The organism is Mesorhizobium sp. BHbdii, assembly GCF_053848045.1.
On record NZ_JBSPKX010000002.1, the window covers coordinates 98,107 to 117,273 of the forward strand.

Below are 19,167 nucleotides of genomic sequence, written 5' to 3' on the forward strand. Positions count from 1 at the left end.
TGCCACAGCACTCAATCGACAGGGATCTCGATGACATACGGCAGTCCGGTCGCCCGCGCGCGCTGGAGTGCGTCCGCCAGATGACCGATGCCGGCAAGCCGCTCGGCGGCAATGCCATAGGCCTCGGCCAGCTTGCAGAAATCAGGCGGCGCCGGCGAGACGCCGACCGGCTCGACGCCGACATCGAGCATCGAGGTTTCGATTTCGCGATAGCCGCGATTGTTCCAGACGACGAAGATCACCGGCGCCGAGGCGTCGAGCGCGGCGCCCAGTTCCGGCAGCGTGAACTGGAAACCACCGTCGCCGGTGAGACAAACGACCGGCGCATCAGGCACGGCAAGGGCCGCACCGATTGCCGCCGGCGGACCATAGCCGAGCGCGCCGAAGCCGGTGGCGGCGTTGAACCAGCCGCCCGGTCGATCGTGATCGTAATAGAGGTTGGCGGCATAGACCGGCTGGGTCGAATCGCCGACGATAGTCGAGCCCGGCAACGCATCGCGGATCGCCTCGACGGCTCGTGTTTGCGCCTGGAGGCTCGGGCTGATTTCGGCGAAGGCCGCTTGCCTCGTTGCAGCGGCGCGAGCCGGACCGTCGTCCGATGGCGGCTGGCCCTTGCCGATTTCGGCAAGCAGCGCCTCGAGTGCTACGCCGCAATCGGCCTGGATCGAAATCCGGGCCGGCCGACGGGCAAGCTGGTCGGCGCCGATGTCGATGCGGATCAGATTGGTCGGCAGGACAAAGCCGCCGTCGCTATACCCATCATAGTCGGTCGGGCCGAATTCGGTGCCGGCGGCAATGACCAGATCGGCCTCGGCCATCAGCGCACGCACCGCCTTCAGACTCGGGCTCGCCGGCACGCCAAGCGGATGGCGATGCAGCAGGCCGCGGGCATTAGCCGTCTGGACAACCGGCGCTCCCATCCTTTCGGCGAGACGCTTCAGCGGCGCGTCGGCTCTCTTGGCGCCGCCGCCGGCGAGGATTAGCGGGCGGCGGGCAGCCGCGCAAAGCCTTGCCGCCTCTGCTATCGCCGCCGCATCCGGTTCGGGCGGCGCGACATTGGTCAGCAAAGCTGCGATGCCGTCCGCCGGCTTGACCATAATGTCGGTCGGGATCTCGATATGGACCGGACCGGGGCGCGATGACGAAAACAGGGCGAAGGCGCGGGCAAGCACGCCCGGCAGTTCGTCGGCGTCGGTGACACGGTGCGAGAAGAGCGCTACCTTCTCCATCATGCCACGCTGGTCGGGGAGTTCGTGCAGATGGCCGAGGCCCTTGCCGAGCGTCGGCGTGGCATTGACGCCTGAGATCACCAGCATCGGAACCGAATCGGCGCGGGCCTGGCCCATGGCGGTTATGGTGTTGGTTAGTCCCGGTCCGGTGATGACGAAGGCGACGCCAGGCTTGCCGCTGGCGCGCGCATAACCGTCGGCCATGAAGCCGGCGCCCTGCTCATGACGCGGGGTGACGTGGCGGATTTTCGAGCGCGCCAGCCCGCGATAGAGTTCGACAGTATGCACACCCGGAATGCCGAAGACCGTGTCGACGTCATGGGCTTCGAGCAAAGTGATGAGCGCTTCGCCGACTGTCGTCATTGTCTGAGCACCGGACGTGTGAGGCAAGTCGGTCCGCCCTCGCAGGCAATGCACAGCGCGTCCGCCTCGAAGGTTGAAACCCTGCAGCCGGCGGCCGCCATGGCCGCCGCCGTCTTCGGGAAGCCGGCAACGGCGATCATCTCGCGCGGCGCGGTCGGCAGCACATTGAGGCTGAGACCGTTGGAGGCGAAGAACTCCTCGGCGTCGCCCTCGACCAGGCGAATGCCGCGCGCCCGCAGCATCTGGTAGAAGGCAGCCGGCAAAAGCGGTGCATAGACCAGCGCCAGATCGTCGGCGAGCGGACTGATCACCGACATCAGATGCAGGCAGGCCTCCTCGCCATGCCAGAGCGGCAGGTCGTAACCATAGACCTGGATACCCTTGGGTGTTAGCAGGTTGGCGAGTTGCTGGATGCCATCCTGGTTGGTGCGCACGCCGCGGCCGACGGCCAGCGTCCGAGAATCCACCCAGACGCAGTCGCCGCCCTCGACTTGGCCGGGATGCTCGATGCGGCCGAGGATAGGCACGCCCATGCGCTTGTAGGCCGCCTCGTGCAGGCCGGGCTCAGCCAGGCGCAGCGCCTTGCCCATGGCAAGAATGATGGCGCCGTGGTCGGTCATCAGTGAAGGATCGTGTGTGAAGACGGAATCGGCAAGCCCGTCATCGGCGTCGGTCAGCCATTCGATCTCGGCGCCGGATGCCAGAACCAGCGTCGTCAGCGCCTGATGCTGGGCGGCGGCCTTTTGCGGATCGAAGCCAGGACCATAGTGCCATTCCGATGCTTTGGCGCGAGGCATGGCGCTTGCGGCGGACCGCATCAGCACGCGCTGCAGGGGCCCGGCCATGGACTGCGACCCGTATGCTTTACCCACCAAGTGCTCCTGAAACATCCCATTCAGCCAATAGCCACTCAGCGAGCCGCGATCAATGGTCCAAAAAAGCATGGTTGACGGAGGCAAGCGGAACGGTCCATCTTGAGAATGAGAAGTCTGTCCAGTGATGGTAATGGGTAAAAAATTCCAGCAGCGACGGGTCCAGCCGCTTCGTGAGGCACCCCAAAGGTGATAGCGCAAGGCACGGCCCCCGCCCTGAAGTACACGGCGCAGAACGACGCCGCCGAAGCCATCCATGTCGAGAACCTGCATAAAAGATTCGGCGAACTGCATGTGCTGAAGGGTGTTTCGCTGTCGGCGCGCGACGGCGAGGTCATCGCCATCATCGGTGGCAGCGGCTCGGGCAAGTCGACCCTGCTGCGCTGCATCAATTGCCTGGAGAACCCGACCAGCGGAATCGTCCGCGTCAATGGCGAGGAGATCCGGATGAAGGCCGACAGTCACGGCCACACCGTTCCCGCCGACCGTAAGCAGATCGAGCGCATCCGCTCCAAGCTCGGCATGGTCTTTCAGAATTTCAATTTGTGGAGCCACATGACGCTGATCGAGAACGTAATCGAGGTTCCGGTGCATGTTCTCGGCGTCAAGCGCGACGTGGCCATCGCCGAGGCCGAAAAGCTGCTCGCCCGCGTCGGGCTGGCCGAAAAGCGCGATGTCTATCCGGCCTATCTGTCGGGCGGCCAGCAGCAGCGTGCGGCCATCGCCCGGGCGCTGGCCATCAATCCGCGCGTCATGCTGTTCGACGAGCCGACCTCGGCGCTCGACCCGGAACTGATCGGCGAGGTGCTGAAGGTGATCGGCGATCTGGCGCGCGAGGGCCGCACCATGGTGCTGGTGACCCACGAGATGAAGTTCGCCCGCGAAGTCGCGACGCATGTCGTCTACCTTTACAACGGGTTGGTCGAGGAAGAAGGGCCGCCGGAGCAGATCTTCGGTGCGCCCAAATCCGAAAGGCTGAAGCAGTTTCTGCGCAATGTTGGATGACTTGCGAGAAAAGCAGACGGGAACGTCAAAACCAAAAAACGGGAGAAATGAAAAAATGAAACCTTTTCTCAAAACGGCGCTCGCGGCTACGCTGATCGCGTTGTCGGGCGCATTTTCGGCAAGCGCCGAACAGATCAAGGTGGGTTTTTCGCCTGAAGCCTATCCGCCGTTTTACTCGCAGGATGCTTCCGGCAACTGGGGTGGCTGGGAAGTAGACATCGTCAACGCCATCTGCAGCGAAGCCAAGCTGGATTGCGTATTGACGCCAATCCCGTGGGACGGCCTTATCCCGGCGCTTAAAACCAAGAAGATCGACGCGATTATGAATTCGATGTCCATTACCGACGAACGCAAGAAGGAAATCGATTTTTCGGAGAAATACTACAATACGCCGACTGCGGTGATCGGCGCCAAGGATCAGAAATTCGATGCGACGCCAGAGGGGCTGAAAGCCAAGATTGTCGGCGTTCAGGCGTCCACGGTGCACGCTGCTTACGCCAAGAAGCACTTCACCGATGCTGCCGAGATCAAAGAATACCAGACGCAGGACGAGGCAAATCAGGATCTCGCCGCCGGCCGGATCGATGCCACTCAGGCCGATTCGATCGCGCTCGACGCATTTTTGAAGTCGGATCAAGGCAAAGCGTGCTGCGACCTCAAAGGTTATGTCGCACCGGACCTTGAAGTGCTCGGGCCTGGCGTCGGCGCCGGCGTACGTCAAGGCGACACCGAGCTCAAGGACAAGCTCAATGCCGCAATCAAGGCCATCCGCGCCAATGGCAAGTATGCCGAAATCACCAAGAAGTACTTCGACTTCGACATCTACGGCGAAGAGTCGCAGTCCAACTGACGGCAGCGGCATCAAGCCGGGCATGCCTAGCCGCCATCGTCGCGATGGCACGTCCGGCTTGATACATCTTTGGCGCCTCAACCCGGAAGTCCAGGGGACATAAGCTGAGCGACGTTCTCGCCACCATCTTCGGAGCCAGTTCGCTGGAATTGCTTTCCTTCCAGCCGCCGAACGGCAGGGGTCTCGGCCTTCTGCATGGGTTGGCAAACTCCGTCGGAATTGCTTTCGGCTCCTTTGGAGTCGGTCTCGTGATCGGCGTCGGCGGCGCTTATGGCAAGCTATATGGCGGGCCGGTGGTCCGTGACCTGCTGGAAGTCTACACCACCGTGGTCCGCGCCGTGCCCGAACTGGTGCTGATCCTGCTGCTTTATTTCGCTGGTACCGACCTCATCAACCAGTTGCTCACCGCCCTCGGCCATGCCGCGATTGATATCAACGGTGTTGTCGCCGGAATAGGCGTGCTCGGGGTCGTGCAGGGCGCCTACTCTACCGAAGTCTTGCGCGGCGCGATTCTCGGCATTCCGCAGGGCCAGATCGAAGCCGCGCGGGCGTATGGAATGCCCCCCGGCCTGCTTCTCAGGCGTATCACGCTACCTGCGATGCTGCCCTTTGCCATCCCAGGGCTGGCAAATCTGTGGCTGATCGCCACCAAGGACACCGCGCTTCTCGCGATCGTCGGCGTCAATGAACTGACGCAAACCACACGGACGGCAGCCGGCGCGACGAAGGCTTATTTCACCTTCTTCATGGCGGCGGGCGCGCTCTATCTCGTTCTGACCCTCGTCTCCAACGTCGTCATTGGGCGTGTTGAGCGCTGGGCGCGACGCGGCATGCCTTCGGTCGCGGGAACTCACTGATGGCGGCTGCCGATACCCCGGTCATTAACGCCGCCGCCCGAGCTTCGCTCTGGATGCGGCCACATCGGATAGCGCTGATCCTGATCGCGCTGGTTATCATATTGGCGTCGATTTTCCTCATGCGCTGGGATTGGCTGCCCACCTATTTGCCGCTGGCTTTGCAGGGCATATGGCGGACCATATGGCTGCTGGTGGTGACGTCGGCTCTGGGCATCGCGCTCGCTATCCCCCTCGGCCTCGCGCAGGTGATCGGCCCGCCGATTCTGAGCGTTCCGGCCAAGGTGTTCTGCACGGTTATTCGTGGTACGCCGCTGCTGCTCCAGCTCTGGCTGCTCTACTTCGGACTCGGTTCGCTGTTTCCACAATTTCCGTGGATACGCGAGTCGTTCCTCTGGCCCATTCTCAGGCAGGCATGGCCCTATGCGGTTCTTTCGCTGACGATTTCCTATGCTGGCTACGAAGGCGAAGTAATGCGTGGCGCCTTCGCAGGCGTACCGAAAGGTCAACTCGAGGCGGCCCGAGCTTTCGGCATGAGCCGTTGGAAAATGTTCAGGCGAGTATGGCTTCCGCAGGCGATCCACCGGGCGCTGCCGACGCTGGCCGGCGAAACCGTTCTCCAGCTGAAGGCAACACCGCTGGTGGCGACCATAACCATGGTCGACATCTATGCCGTAGCCTCGAGGGTGCGCCAGGATCTGTTCGTCACCTACGAACCCTTGCTGCTTCTGGCGTTGGTCTATATGGCCATCACCGGTATCCTGGTCTTCGGCTTCCGCCGGCTCGAGGCGCGGATTCCGAACCGGCTCGGCTGATCGAGACAGTTTCACGAATTCAGGACTTACGAAATGCAACTCAGTCTCGACCAGGCGACAGGGCTGTGCCGGATGGCGGCGCTCGGCGCCGGCGCCAATGAAGAAGCGGCGCAGTCGCTTGCAGCCTCCATCGTAGCGGCCGAGGCGGAAGGGCTGTCGACGGTGGGGTTGTCGCATTTCATCGACTATCTCGAAGCGCTGGAGGCCGGCCGCATCGACGGCAAGGCCGAGCCGGTCATCACCAGGCCGGCTTTGGCGATCTATCTCTCTGACGCGCGCGGCGGTCTGGCGCATACCGGCTTCGACCGCACCATCGACGATCTCGCCAAGGCGGCGCGCCTGTTCGGCGTCGCCATCTTTTCGCAGAAGAACGCCTATACATGCGGCGCACTCGGTTATTTCACCGGGCGGCTGGCCGCGCTGGGACTGGTGTCCTTCGCCGCGACGAACGGGCCCGCCGTGCTTGCCGGCTCGGGCTCAGTCAAGCCGGTCTACTGCACCAACCCGATGTCCTTCGCCGCGCCCGCCGCCGACGGAGCGCCGCTGGTGATCGACCAGTCGTCGAGCGCCACTGCCTTCGTTAACATCCGCAAGGCGGCCGAGGACGGCAAGAAAATTCCCGAAGGCTGGGCCTTGGACGTCAGCGGCAACCCGACCACCGATCCCGCCGCCGCCATGAAAGGCGCGATGCTTGCCTTCGGCGGCCAGCGCGGCGCCAACATCGCGCTGATGGTCGAAGTGCTGGCGGCTGGCCTGTCGGGCGCCAACTGGTCGCTCGATGCGCCATGGTTCAGCGGCGGACCGGACAGTCCCGGAACCGGCCTCTTCGTGCTGGCCGTCGAGCCTAAGCTGCTCGATCCGGATTTCGAGAAACGCATGAAGGACCAGCTCGAACGGTTGCGCCGCCGCTACGGCGTGCATGTGCCCGGCCGTGCCCGGGCCGAAGCGGCGGAGAAGGCAGCAGCACGGGGCATAACGGCTCCGAAAGCCGTGGTGCAGCGCATCTCCGAATTCGCCGCCCGGTATTCTTCCTAAAAAGTTTGTCTGCGATTTTTTCGCCGCCGTTGAACCTTTTTGCGCGGTGCCGCGACCAATGCCTGTCCGGGGTGGGGTTTGCCCGGGCGGTGACATCCGGTCGAATGTCCAGGGCTGGGGCGGGCGTCTCACGCCGTCCTGATACCGTCTCAGGCTAGGCCGCCTCGTCGGACCCTGACTCCGACCTTGGGAGTCACCCCGAAAACCACGCTTCGGCGGGGTTTTCTGCGTTCTCTCGCATCTGGTCAGTTAACACGCCTTTCTAGTCAACTTTTGTTCATTTGACTTTGACTGAGGTGGTCGGGTGTTTGCGCGAAGCAGCAAAAGAGGAGCCCCAATGTCCGCAAGCACCGACAATTCCAGAAGAAGCCTTTTCGTCCCAGCCCTTGGCAGCCTTTATGCGGCGCTGCACACCACCTCTGAAACCATCCTGCGTGCCGTAGCCGGCATCTTCCTCACCATTCATGGTTCGCAGAAGATCACCGATCCGTTTGGCGCCGCCGAGATGGTCGAGGGCCTCGGCTTCTATCCGGGCGCATTTTGGTCCCTGCTCTTGGCATGCACCGAGTTCTTCGGAGGCATTTTCATCGCCATAGGTCTCTTGACCCGACCGGCCGCCTTCGCCGGAATGTTCGTGCTTCTGGTCACCGTCTGGTTCCATTGGGTCACTATGGGCGAGGGCTTTTCGGGCGCCGAAAAATCGCTGCTGTGGGCGGCGATCCTGTTCTTCTTCGTCATTCGCGGCGGCAACCGCCAATCGGTCGACGCACGCATCGGCAGGGCGTTCTGACGCGGTCGAACCAAGGTCTCCGGCGACTTATCGTCGCCCTTTGCCTTTGGCGCGAAACGGACTAAGAAACGGCTTCAGTCAAGCACCAGTAAATCTGGAAACTGCGCCGGAGCCAGCAATGACCGAAATCCTGCAGACCCCAAAGCTCGTCGTCGTGTTCGGCGGTTCCGGCTTTGTCGGCCGTAGAGTCGTGCGGGCGCTGGCCAGGCGCGGCTACCGCATAAGGGTCGCCTGCCGCCGGCCCGATCTCGCCGGCCATCTGCAGCCGCTCGGCAATGTCGGCCAGATCCAACCGGTGCAGGCCAATGTTCGCGTGCGTTGGTCGGTCGACCGCGCCGTGCAAGACGCCGATCATGTCGTCAATCTGGTGGCCATCCTGCATGAGAGCGGCCGGCAGAAATTCACCTCCATCCACGAATTCGGCGCACGCGCCGTCGCCGAAGCGGCGCGCGCCGTCGGCGCTGGCCTCACCCATATCTCGGCTCTGGGCGCCGATCTGAACGCGCAATCGGACTACGCGCGCACCAAGGCGCTCGGCGAAAAAGCGGTCCTGGAAACGATCAGCGATGCCGTCGTCTTGCGGCCGTCGATCAATTTCGGGCCGGAGGACAGTTTCTTCAACCGGTTCGCCAATATGGCGCGCTATTCGCCGGTCCTGCCGCTGATCGGCGGTGGGCAGACCAAATTCCAGCCGGTCTATGTCGGCGATGTCGCCGAAGCGGTGGCGCGCTCGGTCGACGGCAAAGTCCAGGGCGGCCGGATCTATGAGCTTGGCGGGCCGCAGGTGCTCACCTTCAAGCAATGCATGCAGGAAATGCTTGCCATGATCGACCGCAAGCGACTTCTGGTGTCGGTGCCTTGGTGGGTGGCGAACATGCAGGCATCGATTCTCGGGCTTTTGCCCAATCCACTGCTGACCAAGGATCAGGTCCTGCAATTGCGCGAGCACAACGTCGTGTCGGAAGCGGCCACCAGGGAAAACAGGACGCTCGCCGGTCTCGATATCCAGCCACAGTCGATCGGCAGCATCCTGCCCAGCTATCTCTGGCGTTACCGGGCCGCGGGCCAGTTCCAGCGCAAGACGGCGGCCTAGCCAATCAGGCGCTCACTAAAGGCGCCGCGTGACCTGCATCGGCAGGCCGCCCTGCGGTTGCGTCGTCAGTTTCTGCACCGGCCAGGGCTTAGTCTCGGCGGTGGTGTCGAAGCGGAAACGCGACAGCATGATCGCCAGAGCGATGATCGCCTCCTGCATGGCAAAGCTGGCGCCGATGCAGACGCGAGGACCGGCGCCGAACGGTAAATACTGGAAGCGGTCGATCTTCTCGCGATTTCCCGGATGGAAGCGTTCGGGCATGAACGCGTCGGGCCGCTCCCACAGCTTGCGGTGGCGATGAACAACCCACGGCATGACCAGCACCGCGGCGCGCCTCGGTATATAGAGGCCGTTCCAGGTTTCGGGTTCGATCGGCTCGCGGTTGATCGACGGCGCCGGCGGATAGAGCCTGAGCGCCTCGTCGAAGGCGGCGCGGGTGAACGGCATGGCGTCGAGCCACTTTGTCGGATCGGACTCGCGCGCCAGCACCGCGTCGATCTCGCGCTCGATCTTTTCGCGCTCCCAAGGCGCTTCGGCCAAGCAATAGAGCGTCCATCCAAGTGCACGCGCCGTGGTCTCATGGCCGGCACCGATGAAGGTGATGATGTTGTCCTCGACCTCGGCGCGCGTCAGCCCGTCCGGTCCCTCCGCCTTGAGCAAAAGCGTGAGAAAATCCTGCGGCACCTTGTCCGGATCGCGCTTGACCCGCTCTTCGCGCATCTTGACGGTGTCGGTGACGATCTTGCGGAAATAGGCCATGGTCTTGCGGCCGCGGATGCGGGTCAGGCGCGGCAGCCAATCGGGCGCCCGCAACAGATCAAGCGGATCAACGCGGCCCATGGTCTCGAACAGCCGGTCGATCTCCTTGGCGAAGCCGCCCGGCTCACCTGATATCTCACCGGAAAACAGCGTCTCGGCCAGGATGTCAAAGGTAAGCAGCGTCATGTCATGGGCGATGTCCGACGTGCCGCCGCCCTCGTAGCGCGTGACGAACTCCCGTGTGCGCCTCAGCATCGGCTCGGCAAAACCGAAGATGTGCCGCGGCGTGAACACCGGCGCCATCGCCTTGCGCGAGCGCCTCCATACCTCGCCCTCAGCGGTCAGCAGGCCGTCGCGCAGGATCGGCCGCAGGATCATCTGACGCACCGTCGCCATCTTGTAGTTTTTCGCATTGTCGACCAGCACGTGGCGAATGAGGCCGGGGTCATTGGCGATGACCAGCGGCCCGCCGATGCCGGTCACCGAAATCCAGGGTTCGTTGTAGGTCGGCTCGCCCCACAGTTCGAGCGGATTGCGATAGACGATGCGGATCATCTCCAGCGTCGAAGGCGGCAAGGTACGCGGCTTCGGTGCCGGCGGGACGAACGGGGCGGGCTGACTGTCCATGGCGTGCTCCGCTGGTCACCTCAATGTAGTGGCTGGCAAGGCAAGCGTCCATGTCGCCGGCCTCTCCGGAATGTAACCGGGGCACTGGAAAGTACCTGATTGCCGGAACAGGGCGGCCTGCTCTTGTTGCCGCCGCTCTGTTCCAAAACCGATCCACTTTTTGGGTCCGATGCCATGGCCGGCCGAGCGTGCTCTTCTTCCATTCGGAAATGCTTGCAAACCTTGGAAAAACCGCCTTTTGCACTTATATCTAGGACATCAAAGACGCGCGATTCGGAGCCGATTTCTGCGCTGGATGTGCGGCATCAATCAGACAGGTTTTCATGAGCGATCAGATCGACAACGCCAACGGCGCTGAGGCCGAGTACGGCGCCGATTCCATCAAGGTTTTGAAGGGGTTGGATGCCGTCCGCAAGCGGCCTGGCATGTATATCGGCGATACCGACGACGGGTCGGGCCTGCATCACATGGTCTACGAGGTCGTCGACAACGCCATCGATGAAGCGCTGGCCGGCCATGCCGACCTTGTCACGGTAACGCTCAACCCCGATGGTTCGGTGACGGTCATCGACAATGGCCGCGGCATTCCGACCGATATCCACACCGGCGAAGGCATTTCGGCGGCCGAAGTGATCATGACGCAGCTGCATGCCGGCGGCAAGTTCGACCAGAACTCCTATAAGGTGTCCGGCGGTCTGCACGGCGTCGGCGTCTCGGTAGTCAACGCGCTGTCGGGCTGGCTGAAGCTGAAGATCCGCCGCAACGGCCAGATCTACGAGATGAGCTTCACGCACGGCAATGCCGACGCGCCGCTGAGGGTCACCGGCACCTACGAACAGCGCAAGGTTACCGGCACCTATGAGGGGCGCAGCGGCAGCGAGATCACCTTTTTCCCGTCAGCCGAGACGTTCACCATGGTCGAGTTCGACTTCGGCACGCTGGAGCACCGGCTGCGCGAACTCGCCTTCCTGAATTCCGGCGTGCGCATCGTTCTGACCGATGCCCGCCATGCCGACGTCGTGCGCCATGAGCTGCACTATGATGGCGGGCTGGAGGAGTTCGTCAAATATCTCGACCGCGTCAAGAAACCGCTGATCGACAAGCCGATTGCGATCAAAGCCGAGCGTGACGGCATCACCGTCGAGGTCGCCATGTGGTGGAACGACAGCTACCACGAGAACGTGCTGGCCTTCACCAACAACATTCCGCAACGCGACGGCGGCACGCATCTTGCCGGCTTTCGCGGCGCGCTGACGCGCCAGATAACCGGCTACGGCGAATCCTCGGGCCTCACCAAGAAAGAGAAGGTGGCGCTGGTCGGCGACGATTGCCGCGAAGGGCTGACGGCCGTGCTGTCGGTCAAGGTTCCCGACCCGAAATTCTCCTCGCAGACCAAGGACAAGCTGGTCTCGTCCGAAGTCCGTCCGGTGGTGGAAGGGCTCGTCAACGAAGCTCTCGGCACCTGGCTCGAAGAGCACCCGACCGAAGGCAAGGTGGTCATCGAGAAGGTCATCCAGGCGGCAGCGGCGCGCGAAGCCGCGCGCAAGGCGCGCGACATCACCCGCAAGAGCTCGCTCGGCGTCACCTCGCTGCCCGGCAAGCTGGCCGACTGCCAGGAACGCGATCCGGCGAAGTCCGAAATCTTCATCGTCGAGGGCGACAGCGCCGGCGGCTCGGCCAAGGGCGGCCGTTCGCGTCAGAACCAGGCCATTCTTCCCCTGCGCGGCAAGATCCTCAATGTCGAGCGGGCTCGCTTCGACCGCATGCTGGGCTCCGACATGATCGGTACGCTGATCACCGCGCTCGGCACTTCGATCGGCAAGGACGAGTTCAACGCCGACAAATTGCGCTATCACAAGATCATCCTGATGACCGACGCCGACGTCGACGGCGCCCACATCCGCACCTTGCTGCTGACCTTCTTCTTTCGGCAGATGCCCGAGCTGATCGAGCGCGGCCATCTCTATATCGCCCAGCCGCCACTCTACAAAGTGACGCGCGGCAAGAGCTCGCAATATCTCAAGGACGAAAGCGCCTTCGAGGAATTTCTGATCGGCTCGGGGCTGGAGGAGGCGTCGCTTGCGCTCAGCACCGGCGAGGTGCGGGCCGGACAGGACCTGCGCAGCGCCATCGACGATGCGCTGGCGGTGCGCCAGCTCATCAACGGGCTGCACACGCGCTACAACAGAGGCGTGGTCGAGCAGGCCGCGATTGCCGGCGCGCTCAACCCCGACGTGTTCGCCGATCTCGGCCGGGCCAACGCCATGGCCGATCGCGTCGCCCGGCGTCTCGACATCATCGCCGAGGACACTGAACGCGGCTGGACGGGCCGCATGTCGACCTCAAACGAAGGGGTCGGCGGGTATGTGTTCGAGCGCACGGTGCGCAGCGTCAAGGAATTCGCGCATCTCGATCTCGCGTTGATCAACTCGGCCGATGCTCGCCAGATCGACCGCTACGCACCGCGCCTCGCAGAAGTCTATGGCGAGCCGCCGGTGCTGCGCCGCAAGGATGTGTCGGAAACCATCTCGGGACCGCTGGCGCTGCTCAACGCCGTGTTTGCCACCGGCCGCAAGGGCCTGACCATGCAGCGCTACAAGGGCCTGGGCGAGATGAACGCCGAGCAGCTCTGGGAGACCACGCTCGACCCGAATGTGCGCTCGCTTTTGCAGGTCAAGGTCAATGACGCGACGGACGCCGACTCCCTGTTTTCGCGGCTGATGGGCGACGAGGTCGAGCCCAGGCGTGAGTTCATCCAGGAAAACGCGCTGTCCGTCGCCAATCTGGATATTTAAAGCCCAGGCCGGACGCTCAATTTCGAGCGCTCGAGACATCGTTGGTGGACCTAGGCCTGCCAATGATGTCTGCTGCATCGCAACAAAGGTTCACTGAGGGCCCGGTCGGAACGGAAAGGCTTCCAAGGCATTGTGATTGATCACAATCGCCGCAGGAGGCACTTATGGGACGTGGCATTTTGCTCTGGCTTCTCGGAGTCCCGATTCCGATCATTATTCTCATCATGCTTTTCGCACGGTAGGGGGCTGACATGCAGTCAACCCTATCGGCTGTCGACGTTTCCGCACCGACGGAATCCTCTTCCACCGCTGTCAGCTGGGGGCCGATCGTGGCCGGCGCCTTTGCTGCCTCGGGGCTAACACTGATCCTGATGTTGCTCGGCTCCGGGCTCGGGCTAACCATGGTTTCGCCGTGGTCCGGCTTGAGCACATCGGTCACAACTTTCGCGGCCTCCACCGCCGCGTGGCTGATCATCGTGCAGTGGCTGTCGTCGGCTGCCGGCGGTTATCTTGCCGGGCGCCTGCGCACCAAATGGGTCGGCGTCCACACCGATGAAGTCTTTTTCCGCGATACCGCCCACGGCTTCCTCGCCTGGGCGCTTGCAACGTTGCTCGTCGCCGGCGTGCTCGGCTCGGCGCTTTCCGCAGCTGTCGGAACCGGCGTCCAGGCCGCTTCGACAGTCGCGTCGGGCGCGGCAATGGGCGCTTCGGCAGGTGCCACTGCAAACGCCGGAGGCGCCGCGACCGACAACGCAACGTCGTACTTCGTCGATGCATTGTTCCGCCCGGCCGATGCGGCCAGGCTTGCTGCCGCCAACCCAGAGAGCGATGCGGCGGCGACGGCGCAGGCTTCGCGCATTTTGATCGCGAGCGCAGCAGCAGGAGAAGTGTCTGCCGACGACAAGACCTATCTGTCGCAGCTGGTGGCTGCCCGAGCCGGGCTGTCGGAACCGGATGCCAGGGCTCGTGTCGATGCCGTGCTTGCCAGGGTCGAAGAGGCGAAGGTTCAAGCTCAGCAGGCTGCCGATACCGCCAGGAAAGCCGGTGCCACCTTCGCGCTGCTTGGCGCACTGTCGCTGGTTGTCGGCGCTTTCATCGCAAGCGCCGCGGCAGCCCTTGGCGGCAGGCAGCGCGACGACGAGGAGGCGGTCTTCCTGACCAACCGCTGATCAGTGCTTGACGGTTTCTTCTATGCAGGGACACTGCCCCTGCATAGACATGCTGTTTCGATGGGGTGATTGCCAGCGCCGGTTCACCGAAACGAGCGCCGGCTCTTACTTTCCGGCAAAACCGTGGACACCGCCTGGCTTGGCTCCAGTTTGCGGCCGAGATCGACGGCGTCGCGCAGCACCTCGATATGCGAGCGCGGCGGCGTTCCGGCCGCTGCGGCGACCTCGACGCCGGTCGCCTTCAGCGACCAATAGAGCCTGTGGGTGAAGATGCGGCCAAGCGAACTGCGCAGCTCGACCTGAATGTTCTCCACGCCGGGGCCGAAATTTTCCGCCATCGGTCCGGAGATCGGGTCGCCCGTCAGCCAGCCATTGCCCCTGTCGAAGATGTTGGTCCAGCGCGTCGCGGCAAATACAGCGCCATGATGCACCGCCCGCTGCGGCCTCCCCGAACGGCTGCGCCCTTCCTGATAGAGGACGGTTCCACCGGCCGCCGTATCGGCGATTGGCGGACAAGCCGAGAACAGCCGCTCAGCGATGCCGCGCCTGAATTCGGCGAGATTGTAGGTCACCAGAAATTCGCTGTGGGTCAGCGGGCTGCCGAGCGTGACGAAATCGCTGATCTTCCACGGCAATGGATGAACGTCGTCCCTGGCGCGGAGCTGGCGATAGAGTTCCCATTGATCTCGCCGGAATCCGGAGAGGTCATCCAAGCTGTCGGGCCACGCAGAACCATCGGCGTTGAGCGTAGCGCTGTCGACGGCGCGGATCGCTTTCAGTCTCGCCTTGTCGCGGACCGCTTCCAGCTTTCGCGGCCTGAAATCAGCCCACAATATCTGCAGCAGATCATAGGCGATCATTGATCCCAGGCTGTGTGAGACCAGCACGATGCGGTCGTAGGTATCGTCCATCATGAGACGCCTCAGCAGCGTCAGGCCACGGTCGCGTACAAGCGCGCGCTTCTCGACCGTTGCCGCTTCAGCACGGACATAGGCGGCCACATCACCGAAATAAGGAAGACCGAACCGGTCCACCGACCAGACGACGAACGAGGCCAGGATCGTGACGAGCATGCCCGTGGTCCAGGAAATATACCCTTGCAAGGCCGAGGTCGCGAGCACGAGCGCCGCGCCCAAGACTGTTATGACGGCCAGAAGCGTAACGACATAGAGCCCGCGGGCGTCGCGCGGAATGTCGGCGGGCTTGCGCCAGAGCAGATTTGTCACCCAGGCCGCAAGCCGGCCACGCGTCGTGCCCTGCGTGATGTCGGCCCAGTAAAGCTCGTAGAAATCAGTGCGGCGGCCATCGACATCGTAAGGGGTGGTGATCCGGCGAAGCTCGTGCGAGTTCGTGCGGCTGTCAGGCGTGATCCAGCTCTGGTTGATCTTCGAGCCGGCGGGACCGCCCGAATCGGCGACACGGGCGTAAAACGGCACGCGAGCAGGGTCGTGACTCCAAACAGCCTGAACAAATTCCCTCAGCGTGCCCATGGGTCGCTGTTCGCCCATGCCATGCACGATCACCACGGCCTGGCTGAGCTTGCGCGCCGCCTTTCCGGAGGCCGGCGGGCTGGTCTTGGTCGGCGACGCAACAGGATGAGGGTCGGACACCAGTGCCTCCGTTTGGTGACAAAGCCCGGAACAGAATTTGTTCATCGTAGCGCTGAAACCGGCATGGGAGCAAAGACGCTGCAGGCCGGATGTTCAAGTCAAGAAAAACCCGGCGCGGAGCCGGGCTTTTTTCCGAGCAATTAGCGGTGCACTGGACCGCGAATCCGGATCAATGATCCATGGCCTTGACGATCTCCTCGGTCATCTTCTTGGCATCGCCGAGCAGCATCATGGTGCCGTCCTTGTAGAACAGCGTGTTGTCGATGCCAGCATAGCCGGAGCCGAGCGAGCGCTTGACGAACAGGCAGGTGCGGGCCTTGTCGACGTCGAGGATCGGCATGCCGAATATAGGGGAGCTCTTGTCGTCCCGCGCGGACGGGTTGGTGACGTCGTTGGCGCCGATGACATAGGCGACATCGGCCTGCGCGAATTCAGAGTTGATATCCTCGAGTTCGAACACTTCGTCGTACGGCACATTGGCTTCGGCAAGGAGGACGTTCATGTGGCCGGGCATGCGGCCGGCGACCGGATGAATGGCGTACTTCACGTCGACACCATTGGCCTTGAGCTTGTCGGCCATCTCGCGCAGCGCATGCTGCGCCTGGGCGACCGCCATGCCGTAGCCCGGCACGATGATCACCTTCTGCGCGTTCATCATCAGATAGGCGGCATCATCGGCCGAGCCCTGCTTGACCGTGCGCTCGATGCCGTCGTCGGCAGCGGCGGAAGTCTCGCCGCCGAAGCCGCCGAGGATGACCGAGATGAATGACCGGTTCATGCCCTTGCACATGATGTAGGAGAGGATCGCGCCGGACGAGCCGACCAGAGCGCCGGTGATGATCAGCGCCAGATTGCCGAGCGTGAAGCCGAGGGCTGCAGCCGCCCAGCCCGAATAGGAATTCAGCATCGAGACAACAACCGGCATATCGGCACCGCCGATCGGGATGATGAGCAGGACACCAAGGACAAGCGATGCCGCCACGATCAGCCAGAACACCAGCTTGGACTCGCTGGTGACCAGCAGCACGATCAGCACGATCAGCGCGATGCCGAGGGCGGCGTTGATGAAATGGCGGCCGCCGATCATGATCGGCTTGCCCGACATGCGACCGTCGAGCTTGAGGAAGGCGATGACCGAGCCGGTGAAGGTGATGGCGCCGATAGCGACGCCGAGGCTCATCTCGATCAGCGCCTGGGCGTGGATGTCGGCAACCGTGCCGATGCCGAAGCTTTCCGGCGCATAGATGGCGGCGGCCGCCACCATGACGGCGGCAAGACCGACGAGCGAATGGAAGGCGGCGACCAGCTGCGGCATCGAGGTCATGGCGATGCGCCGCGCCGTGATCGCGCCGACCGAGCCGCCGATCAAAAGGCCGAGCACGATGAGGCCGAAGCCCCCCGCCGAAGGGGTCGCCAGCGCCAGCGTGGTCGCAATGGCGATGCCCATGCCGATCATGCCGTACATGTTGCCCTGACGGCTCGTGGTCGGGTGCGACAGGCCGCGCAATGCCAGGATGAACAGGATGCCGGAAACCAGATAGAGGAAGGAGGCGAAGTTGGCGTTCATGTCGCTCTACTTGTCCTTCTTCTTGTACATCGCCAGCATGCGCTGGGTGACGAGAAAGCCGCCGAAGATGTTGACCGAGACCAGCATCAGCGCGACGAAACCGAAGCCGGTGGCGATGCCGGACGCCGAGATGCCGACGGCAAGCAGCGCGCCGACGACGATGACCGAAGAAATGGCGTTGGTGACGGCCATCAGCGGCGTGTGCAGCGCCGGTGTGACCGACCAGACCACGTAATAGCCGACGAAGATTGCCAGGACAAAAATGGCAAAGCGGAAGACGAACGGATCGATCGCCCCGCCGGACAGCGCGTGCGCGGCGTCGCCCGCCGCATCGGTGCCGCCTGGAGCTGTGGCCAGATCCTGCACAGCGAGACGGACGGCGGCGGTCGCCTGATCGAGCTGGTCAAGGGCTTTCTGCAAGGTCTGGTCCATCACGCGATCCCTTTCGGCTTGTTAGCGAGCGACTTGGGTGCGGCAAGTTTCCTGGATGTGGCAGCTTTCTTCGGCGCGGCCGGTTTTTCTCCAGCAGCGGGCTTCGCAGGCTCGGCCGAGGCGATCATCACCGCCGGCTTGCCGATGAAAGCCGGATGCACAACCTGCCCGCCATCGGTCAGCATCGTCGCCTTGACCAAGTCGTCGTCACGGTTGATGGCAAGCGTCTTCGTGGTCTTGTCGACCAGTGTCTCGAGGAACGCAAAAAGGTTCCTGGCGTAGAGCAGCGAGGCGGAGGCCGCGACGCGGCCCGGTACGTTGAGATGGCCGATGATTTTCACCCCGTTGGCCGTGGTCACCACCTGCCCGGGCACGGCGCCTTCGACATTGCCGCCACGTTCGACCGCGAGATCGACGATCACCGAGCCCGGCTTCATCGAGGCGACCATCGCGGCTGAAACCAGCTTCGGCGCCGGACGGCCGGGGATCAGCGCGGTGGTGATGACGATGTCCTGCTTGGCGATGTGCTCGGCGGTCAGCGCCGCTTGCTTGGCCTGGTATTCCTTAGACATTTCCTTGGCGTAGCCGCCAGCGGTCTCGGCCGCCTTGAACTCCTCATCCTCGACCGCCAGAAACTTTGCGCCAAGCGAGGCGACCTGTTCCTTGGCTGCGGGGCGCACGTCAGTGGCGGTGACGACGGCGCCAAGCCGCCTTGCAGTTGCAATGGCCTGCAGGCCGGCGACGCCGACGCCCATGATGAAGGCTTTCGCCGCCGGCACCGTGCCGGCCGCCGTCATCATCATCGGCAGCGCCCGGTCATATTCGGCAGCCGCGTCGATCACCGCCTGATAGCCGGCGAGGTTCGCCTGGCTGGACAGGACGTCCATCGATTGCGCGCGCGTGATGCGCGGCATGAACTCCATCGAGAAGGCGGTGGCGCCGGCCCTTGCCAGAGCATCGACGGCAGCATCGTTGCCATAGGGATCCATGATGGCGATGACGGCAGTGCCCGGGCGATAGGCCTTCAGCTCCGCCTCATCAGGCCGGCGCACCTTCAGCACCACATCGGCCTTGGCGACATCGGCGGCCTTACCGATCACAGCGCCGGCCTTACCGAACTCCTCGTCAGGAATGCGCGATGCCGTGCCGGCGCCGCTTTCGACGATCACGTTGAACCCCAGGCCCGCCAGCCGCTTCACCGTGTCGGGCGAGGCAGCAACGCGCGGCTCGTTCGCATCGAGCTCACGAGGGATGAAAATCGTCTGTCCCACCGCATGATCCTTTCGGCTGGAACCTGTCTGC

General features: G+C 63.4%; 16 protein-coding genes. 9 read left to right on the forward strand and 7 right to left on the reverse strand.

The window, feature by feature from the left end:
- Positions 1–11 precede the first annotated feature (11 nt).
- Both ACWTU8_RS13165 and ACWTU8_RS13170 read right to left on the reverse strand, forming a co-directional pair.
- Positions 12–1,592 (reverse strand): 5-guanidino-2-oxopentanoate decarboxylase, encoded by a 1,581-nt coding sequence (locus ACWTU8_RS13165; protein ID WP_455848514.1) that lies wholly within the window; start codon positions 1,590–1,592, stop codon positions 12–14.
- Positions 1,589–2,437, reverse strand: coding sequence for a dimethylarginine dimethylaminohydrolase family protein (locus ACWTU8_RS13170; RefSeq protein WP_455849050.1), 849 nt, complete (start codon positions 2,435–2,437; stop codon positions 1,589–1,591). Before ACWTU8_RS13170 ends, ACWTU8_RS13165 begins: the two co-directional genes overlap by 4 nt.
- Before the next feature lie 219 nt (positions 2,438–2,656).
- Here ACWTU8_RS13170 and ACWTU8_RS13175 point away from each other — a divergent pair, with 219 nt between their 5' ends.
- From ACWTU8_RS13175 to ACWTU8_RS13205, 7 genes are all read left to right on the forward strand, one after another.
- A complete protein-coding gene (locus tag ACWTU8_RS13175) occupies positions 2,657–3,469 on the forward strand; it encodes an ABC transporter ATP-binding protein (RefSeq protein ID WP_095517697.1) in 813 nt (270 codons plus the stop codon).
- A gap of 55 nt (positions 3,470–3,524) precedes the next feature.
- Positions 3,525–4,319 carry a transporter substrate-binding domain-containing protein gene (locus tag ACWTU8_RS13180; RefSeq protein WP_065006059.1) on the forward strand — a complete coding sequence of 265 codons (795 nt, stop codon included), beginning with the start codon at positions 3,525–3,527 and terminating at the stop codon, positions 4,317–4,319.
- A 191-nt stretch (positions 4,320–4,510) separates the two neighbouring features.
- Complete coding sequence (locus ACWTU8_RS13185; RefSeq protein WP_455849051.1) at positions 4,511–5,176, forward strand: ABC transporter permease; 666 nt, start codon at positions 4,511–4,513, stop codon at positions 5,174–5,176.
- Complete coding sequence (locus tag ACWTU8_RS13190; protein WP_455848515.1) at positions 5,176–5,988, forward strand: ABC transporter permease; 813 nt, start codon at positions 5,176–5,178, stop codon at positions 5,986–5,988. The genes ACWTU8_RS13185 and ACWTU8_RS13190 overlap by 1 nt, the downstream gene beginning before the upstream one ends.
- Positions 5,989–6,021: 33 nt before the next feature.
- Positions 6,022–7,023 (forward strand): Ldh family oxidoreductase, encoded by a 1,002-nt coding sequence (locus ACWTU8_RS13195; RefSeq protein WP_455848516.1) that lies wholly within the window; start codon positions 6,022–6,024, stop codon positions 7,021–7,023.
- 337 nt (positions 7,024–7,360) lie between these two features.
- Positions 7,361–7,813: a DoxX family protein gene (locus ACWTU8_RS13200; RefSeq protein ID WP_029347625.1), complete on the forward strand. Its 453-nt coding sequence runs from the start codon at positions 7,361–7,363 to the stop codon at positions 7,811–7,813.
- Between the two features lie 118 nt (positions 7,814–7,931).
- On the forward strand, positions 7,932–8,906 hold the full coding sequence (locus ACWTU8_RS13205) for a complex I NDUFA9 subunit family protein (protein WP_455848517.1): 975 nt from the start codon (positions 7,932–7,934) through the stop codon (positions 8,904–8,906).
- A 15-nt stretch (positions 8,907–8,921) separates the two neighbouring features.
- On the opposite strand, the gene ACWTU8_RS13210 is transcribed toward ACWTU8_RS13205, so the two are convergent.
- On the reverse strand, positions 8,922–10,292 hold the full coding sequence (locus tag ACWTU8_RS13210; RefSeq protein WP_455848518.1) for a cytochrome P450: 1,371 nt from the start codon (positions 10,290–10,292) through the stop codon (positions 8,922–8,924).
- Between the two features lie 323 nt (positions 10,293–10,615).
- On the opposite strand from ACWTU8_RS13210, the gene gyrB reads away from it, so the two are divergent.
- Positions 10,616–13,087, forward strand: a complete 2,472-nt coding sequence (gyrB, locus tag ACWTU8_RS13215; RefSeq protein ID WP_455848519.1) for a DNA topoisomerase (ATP-hydrolyzing) subunit B — start codon at positions 10,616–10,618, stop codon at positions 13,085–13,087.
- Positions 13,088–13,338: 251 nt separating this feature from the next.
- The gene (locus ACWTU8_RS13220) at positions 13,339–14,256 is read left to right on the forward strand and encodes a hypothetical protein (RefSeq protein WP_455839614.1); all 918 of its coding nucleotides are present in this window, start codon (positions 13,339–13,341) and stop codon (positions 14,254–14,256) included.
- Between the two features lie 83 nt (positions 14,257–14,339).
- On the opposite strand, the gene ACWTU8_RS13225 is transcribed toward ACWTU8_RS13220, so the two are convergent.
- From ACWTU8_RS13225 to ACWTU8_RS13240, 4 genes are all read right to left on the reverse strand, one after another.
- Entirely contained in the window at positions 14,340–15,866 is a 1,527-nt protein-coding gene (locus tag ACWTU8_RS13225; protein ID WP_455848520.1) for a hypothetical protein, read from the reverse strand.
- A gap of 169 nt (positions 15,867–16,035) precedes the next feature.
- Positions 16,036–17,433 (reverse strand): NAD(P)(+) transhydrogenase (Re/Si-specific) subunit beta, encoded by a 1,398-nt coding sequence (locus ACWTU8_RS13230; protein WP_029347615.1) that lies wholly within the window; start codon positions 17,431–17,433, stop codon positions 16,036–16,038.
- Between the two features lie 6 nt (positions 17,434–17,439).
- Entirely contained in the window at positions 17,440–17,865 is a 426-nt protein-coding gene (locus ACWTU8_RS13235; RefSeq protein ID WP_029347614.1) for an NAD(P) transhydrogenase subunit alpha, read from the reverse strand.
- Complete coding sequence (locus ACWTU8_RS13240) at positions 17,865–19,136, reverse strand: Re/Si-specific NAD(P)(+) transhydrogenase subunit alpha (protein ID WP_455848521.1); 1,272 nt, start codon at positions 19,134–19,136, stop codon at positions 17,865–17,867. Before ACWTU8_RS13240 ends, ACWTU8_RS13235 begins: the two co-directional genes overlap by 1 nt.
- Positions 19,137–19,167 lie beyond the last annotated feature (31 nt).

Coding starts and splice junctions, on each gene's coding strand:
- ACWTU8_RS13180 (WP_065006059.1), top strand. CDS start 3,525: ATGAAACCTTTTCTCAAAACGGCGCTCGCGGCTACGCTGATCGCGTTG.
- ACWTU8_RS13165 (WP_455848514.1), bottom strand. CDS start 1,592: ATGACGACAGTCGGCGAAGCGCTCATCACTTTGCTCGAAGCCCATGAC.
- ACWTU8_RS13220 (WP_455839614.1), top strand. CDS start 13,339: ATGCAGTCAACCCTATCGGCTGTCGACGTTTCCGCACCGACGGAATCC.
- ACWTU8_RS13235 (WP_029347614.1), bottom strand. CDS start 17,865: ATGGACCAGACCTTGCAGAAAGCCCTTGACCAGCTCGATCAGGCGACC.
- ACWTU8_RS13190 (WP_455848515.1), top strand. CDS start 5,176: ATGGCGGCTGCCGATACCCCGGTCATTAACGCCGCCGCCCGAGCTTCG.
- ACWTU8_RS13230 (WP_029347615.1), bottom strand. CDS start 17,433: ATGAACGCCAACTTCGCCTCCTTCCTCTATCTGGTTTCCGGCATCCTG.
- ACWTU8_RS13200 (WP_029347625.1), top strand. CDS start 7,361: ATGTCCGCAAGCACCGACAATTCCAGAAGAAGCCTTTTCGTCCCAGCC.
- ACWTU8_RS13210 (WP_455848518.1), bottom strand. CDS start 10,292: ATGGACAGTCAGCCCGCCCCGTTCGTCCCGCCGGCACCGAAGCCGCGT.
- gyrB (WP_455848519.1), top strand. CDS start 10,616: ATGAGCGATCAGATCGACAACGCCAACGGCGCTGAGGCCGAGTACGGC.
- ACWTU8_RS13205 (WP_455848517.1), top strand. CDS start 7,932: ATGACCGAAATCCTGCAGACCCCAAAGCTCGTCGTCGTGTTCGGCGGT.
- ACWTU8_RS13195 (WP_455848516.1), top strand. CDS start 6,022: ATGCAACTCAGTCTCGACCAGGCGACAGGGCTGTGCCGGATGGCGGCG.
- ACWTU8_RS13170 (WP_455849050.1), bottom strand. CDS start 2,437: ATGGCCGGGCCCCTGCAGCGCGTGCTGATGCGGTCCGCCGCAAGCGCC.